This is a genomic window from uncultured Nevskia sp. (genome assembly GCF_903885465.1).
Lineage (GTDB): Bacteria > Pseudomonadota > Gammaproteobacteria > Nevskiales > Nevskiaceae > Nevskia.
Map to the genome: position 1 here is coordinate 1 of NZ_CAISIQ010000249.1, position 4,692 is coordinate 4,692.

Consider the following 4,692-nt stretch of genomic DNA (forward strand, 5'->3'; position numbering starts at 1 on the left):
CGCGGCGGCACCGATGGCAACGCCCGTGCCGACAGCGCCGACAGCGGCACCGGCCATCGCGCCCGCGCCAAGCTGCGGCGCCCCGGACACCAGGCCGGTGGCGATGCCGGGGCCGAAGATGCCCAGTGCCAGCAGAGCGAGCGAGGCCAGCATCACCACCAGGGCATGGTCGATGGAAGGCTCATCCGGCACGGTCTGGAATTCGGCGAACAGCCCCGAGCCGATGCCGACGATCACGGCCAGCACCAGCACCTTGATACCGGCCGATACCACGTTGCCCAGCACCTTCTCGGCCAGGAAGCTGGTCTTGTTCCACAAGGCGAACGGCACCAGCACGAAGCCGGCGAGCGTGGTCAGCTTGAACTCGATCAGCGTGATGAAAAGCTGCACGGCCAGCACGAAGAAGCAGAGGATCACTACTAGCCACGCGAGGAACATCACCACGATCGGGTCGATGTTCGTGAACACTTCGGGGAAGCCAGCCATGTCGCCGATCTGTTCCAGAATCGGCGCCCCCGCGTCGATGCCGGTCTTCGCCAGCCGCCCCGGTTGCAGGAAGTTCTCCATCGTGATGGCCGAGCCGGTGGCCGTCAGGCCCAGGCCGGCGAACGAGCGGAACACGATGCCGGCCAGCCAGTTGAAGTTGCCGATGATGTAGGCGAACGCACCGACGTAGAGCACCTTGCGAAGCAGCTTGGCGATCACGTCCTCGCCCTGGCCGGTGGCGTGGCTCATGGCCCAATACAGGCCGGCGATGGTCATGTCGATGACGATGAGCGTGGCGGTGAGAAACGCCACTTCGCCTTGCAGCAGGCCGAAACCCGAGTCGAGGTAGCGCGAGAAGGTATCGAGGAAGCGGTCGATGATGGTCACGTCGTTCATGGCGTGTCCTCCGGTGGGGCGAGCGGCGTGTCGCCTTCTTGCATGTCGTCGGCGGGTGTATCGAAGCTCGGCGGGATTGGCGGCAGTTCGGCCAGCGAGTCGTACTCGTCCGGCCCGGTATGGCCGGCGAAGAAGCGCTGCCGGAAGGCTTCGGCGGCGGCGCGGCAGGCGTCCTCGCCCACGGCCTGCCGGTCAGCCGCGCATTGCCCGCGCAGCGCCTTGAGCCGCACGGGATCGGCGGCCAAGGCGTCGGCCAGGTTCTCGGCCGGCTGCTGGCCGCAAGCGGTCAGCAGCACGGTCAGCAGGACGGAAGCGCATCGCATGACCGTCTCCCGTCAATTGCCATAGAAGTCCACGCGCTGCGGCGTGTACGGCGTGCCGGTGCCGAGGAAGCGCCGTCGTACTTCGCGGGCGCGCTCGGTGGCCGCCGCCTGCCGCGCCAGTTCGAGCGAGGTCGCGCGGTCCTGGGTGATCTGGAGCTGCTGCGCCTGGATCGACTGCTTGGCCTGCAAGGCCAAGAGCTGGTTGGTCGCCTGCGCGGCCTGCAAGGCGCCGGTGGCGGACTGGCTCTGGCTCACGAGGTCGGCCAGCGCGGTTTCGTCCTCGCGCAGGTTCTGCGATACCTGCGCCTGCATGCGCATCGCGGTATGCAGACCGTCGAGCGTGTGCTGCCAACGCTCCTGCGCATCCCGGTACATCTGATCGCCGCTGACGGTCGCGGCGTACTGCTCGGGGTACAGCCGCGCGAAATCGCGGTCGAGGTTCTGCACGTCGTAAGCCAGCCCCTGCGCCTCGGCGATCAGGCGTTCAGTGGTGGCGAGCGTCGAACGCAGGCGGTTGACGATGTTGAAGTCCAGGCTCGCCAGATTGCGAGCCTGGTTCATCAGCATCTGTGCTTCGTTCTGGAGTTGCTGAATCTGGTTGTTGATCTGCTCCAGCGTGCGGATGGCCGTCAGCGTGTTCTGGACGAGGTTGGTGGGATCGACCACGACCCATTGCGCCTGGACGGTAGAGACGGTGCAGAGCATGGCCGCGACAGTGGCGGCGAGAAGACGCTTTTTCATGGCTGGTTCTCCGATAGTTGGGACAAGAAGGAAACAGCCGCCGGTGCGGACGGCAGCAGGTCGGCGGCCCAGTCGAGGCCGCTATGGCGCAGCCAGCCGCCGGCAAAGCCCGGCGCGCCGACCTGCGCAAGAACGCGGTCGATGTCGCATTGATCCTGCGGAGTCGAAGCGCCCGCGAACGCGAGCGCGGCCGGCCCCAGGTCGAGGTCGAACAGGCGGTTGCCGAGGCGGGATTGGTAGTAGTAGTCGCGCTTGGGTTGCGCGGTGGCGACAATCTCGATTTGTCGGCTGCTGAGACCGAAACCGTCATAGATCGGGCGAATCTGCGGTTCCGTCGCCTGCGGGTTGGGCAAGAAAATGCGGACGGCGCAGCTTTCGATGACGGCCGGCGCGATAGACGATTCTTTGATGTCAGCCAGCGATTGCGTATCGAAAACGACGGAGACCTGTTTTTTCCGCAAGGTCTTCAGCCACTGCCGAAGCCGTGCCGAGAACACCGGGTCATCCAGAAACATCCATGCCTCACTGAGGAAAAGCATGGTTGGGGAGCCATCGAATCGTTCTTCCAGGCGCGCGAACAAGTAGCTCAGCACGGCCAGAACGGCGGCCTTGCTGTGCATCAGCTCTTCCATCTCGAAGCACTGCACGTCGGCCATTCCGAGCCGGTCGTGATCGGCGTCGAGCAACTTGCCGTGTGCGCCGCCGAGCACATAGGGCGACAGGGCCTGGCGCAGCGCGTTGGATTGCAGCAGCACGGAGAACCCGGTCAGCGTCCGTTGCTCCACCGGCGCCCCGGCGAGGCTCCCAAGCGCCGACCAGATCGCCGCCTTCTCGTCGGGGCCGACGATCACGCCTTCATGCAGCAGCCGGCCTTCCATCCATTCGGCCGCCCAAGTGCGGTAGCTTTCTTGGTCGATGCGCGCGAGCGGCTGGAATGCGATGCCGCCATCGGCCCCGAGGTCATAGTGCTCACCGCCCAGGCCCAGGATGGCGGCGCGCAAAGAGCGGCCTATATCGAAAGCGAAGATGCGCGATCCCGGGTAGCGACGGAACTGCATCGCCAAGGTCGCCACCAGCACCGACTTTCCCATACCGGTTGGGCCGACAATCATCGTGTGCCCTACATCGCCAATGTGCGTCACCAGCCGGAACGGCGTCGAACCACCCGTGCGGGTGACGATCAGCGGCGGGCCGTTGAGATGGTCGTTCCTCTCCGGCCCGGCCCACACCGCGGACAGCGGCATCATGTGCGCCAGGTTCAACGTGGAAACGATGGGCTGGCGCACGTTCGCATAGGCGTTGCCGGGGATGGACGACAGCCAAGCATCGACCGCGTTGAGCGTTTCGGGGATAGTGACGAACCCGCGTCCTTGGATGACGCGCTCCACCATGCGCAGCTTTTCGTCCGCCACGCCGGCATCCGTGTCCATCACGGTGACGGTGGCCGTCAGGTAGCCGAAGGCGACTTGATCGCTGCCCAGCTCCTGCAAGGCGGCATCAGCGTCGGTCGCCTTGTTGCTGGCGTCGGTATCAACCAGCGGCGACTCTTGCTGGAAGATGGTTTCTCTCAAGAGCGCGACCACGTTCTTGCGCTTGGCAAACCACTGGCGGCGCAGGCGGCCGAGTTCCTTTTCTGCTTCGGCTTTGTCCATGCAGACAAAGCGCGTACTCCAGCGGTAGCCGAAGCCCAGGCGGTTGAGGTCGTCCAGAATCCCCGGCCAGGTCGAAGTCGGGAAACCTCGCACCGACACCACGCGCAGGTGCTGGTCGCCCAGCGTGGGCGCCAGGCCGCCGACCAGTGCGCAGTCAGCCAGCAGCGCGTCGATGTGGAACGGCACTTCGGGCACGCCCACGCGGTAGCGTCGTGTCGAGACGGTCGCGTGCAGATAGGTCAGCGTTTCAGCGTCATCGAGCCAGGCGATTTCCGGCATCACGCCATCGAGCAGGTCGAAGACGCGATCGGTTTCCGCGACGAAGGTATCGAGCCGGCCACGCCAGTCCACGCCATCGCCGGGCGCGTTCTCGTAGAGCATCTTCGCGGCGCGAGCACGGGATTCTTCCGGTGGCAGATAGGCCAACGTCAGGTGATAGCCGCTCTCGAAGTGGTGACCCGATTCCTCGAAGGCGGCGCGGCGTTCCTCGTCCACGAGCCAGGACAGCGGTTCGGGAAAGTCGGAATGCGGATAGTCCGCCGCCGGCCGGCGTTCGGCCTCGATGAACAGCGCCCAGCCCGACCCCAGCCGGCGCAGCGCGTTGTTGAGCCGTGCCGACGTGGCGATCAACTCGCCTTGCGTAGCGCTGTCCAAGTCCGGCCCGCGAAAGCGCGCCGTGCGCTGGAAACTGCCGTCCTTGTTCAGCACCACGCCCGGCGCGATCAGCCCGGCCCAGGGCAGCCAGTCGGCGAGTAACGCCGGACGCTGGCGGTATTCGGCAAGGTTCAGCATGGCATCCCCCTCACACGTCCAGCAGCGGCTTGTGCTTGATGTGCCGCGCGAAGACCTGCATGAACTGCGGATCGACGCGCGCGCCCCAGACCGCCAGCGAGTGGCCGACGATCCAGAGCACCACGCCGGGAATCCACAGTTGCAGGCCCAGCCCGACGGCGGCGGCCAGCGTGCCGTTGGCGATCGCCACGGTGCGCGGCGCGCCGCCCAGCAGGATCGGCTCGGTCAACGAGCGATGCAGCGGCACTTCAAAGCCCGGAAGATCGGTCGCCGTACTCATACGACCGCCCCACCGGAGAAGC

5 protein-coding genes are annotated in these 4,692 nt (G+C 66.0%); all 5 read right to left on the bottom strand.

Features of this window, described 5'->3' with window-relative positions; all coding sequences use genetic code 11:
• Positions 1 to 882 (bottom strand): P-type conjugative transfer protein TrbL (gene trbL / locus QZY06_RS09385; protein ID WP_295683297.1); only part of this gene is annotated, 882 nt, incomplete at its 3' end.
• A complete protein-coding gene (locus QZY06_RS09390; RefSeq protein WP_058158356.1) occupies positions 879 to 1,205 on the bottom strand; it encodes a hypothetical protein in 327 nt (108 codons plus the stop codon). The genes QZY06_RS09390 and trbL, both read right to left, overlap by 4 nt.
• A gap of 12 nt (positions 1,206 to 1,217) precedes the next feature.
• Positions 1,218 to 1,946 (bottom strand): P-type conjugative transfer protein TrbJ, encoded by a 729-nt coding sequence (gene trbJ / locus QZY06_RS09395; RefSeq protein ID WP_058158357.1) that lies wholly within the window; start codon positions 1,944 to 1,946, stop codon positions 1,218 to 1,220.
• Positions 1,943 to 4,390, bottom strand: coding sequence for a conjugal transfer protein TrbE (trbE, locus tag QZY06_RS09400; protein WP_058166404.1), 2,448 nt, complete (start codon positions 4,388 to 4,390; stop codon positions 1,943 to 1,945). Before trbE ends, trbJ begins: the two co-directional genes overlap by 4 nt.
• 10 nt (positions 4,391 to 4,400) lie before the next feature.
• Positions 4,401 to 4,670: a VirB3 family type IV secretion system protein gene (locus tag QZY06_RS09405; RefSeq protein WP_023081460.1), complete on the bottom strand. Its 270-nt coding sequence runs from the start codon at positions 4,668 to 4,670 to the stop codon at positions 4,401 to 4,403.
• Positions 4,671 to 4,692 lie beyond the last annotated feature (22 nt).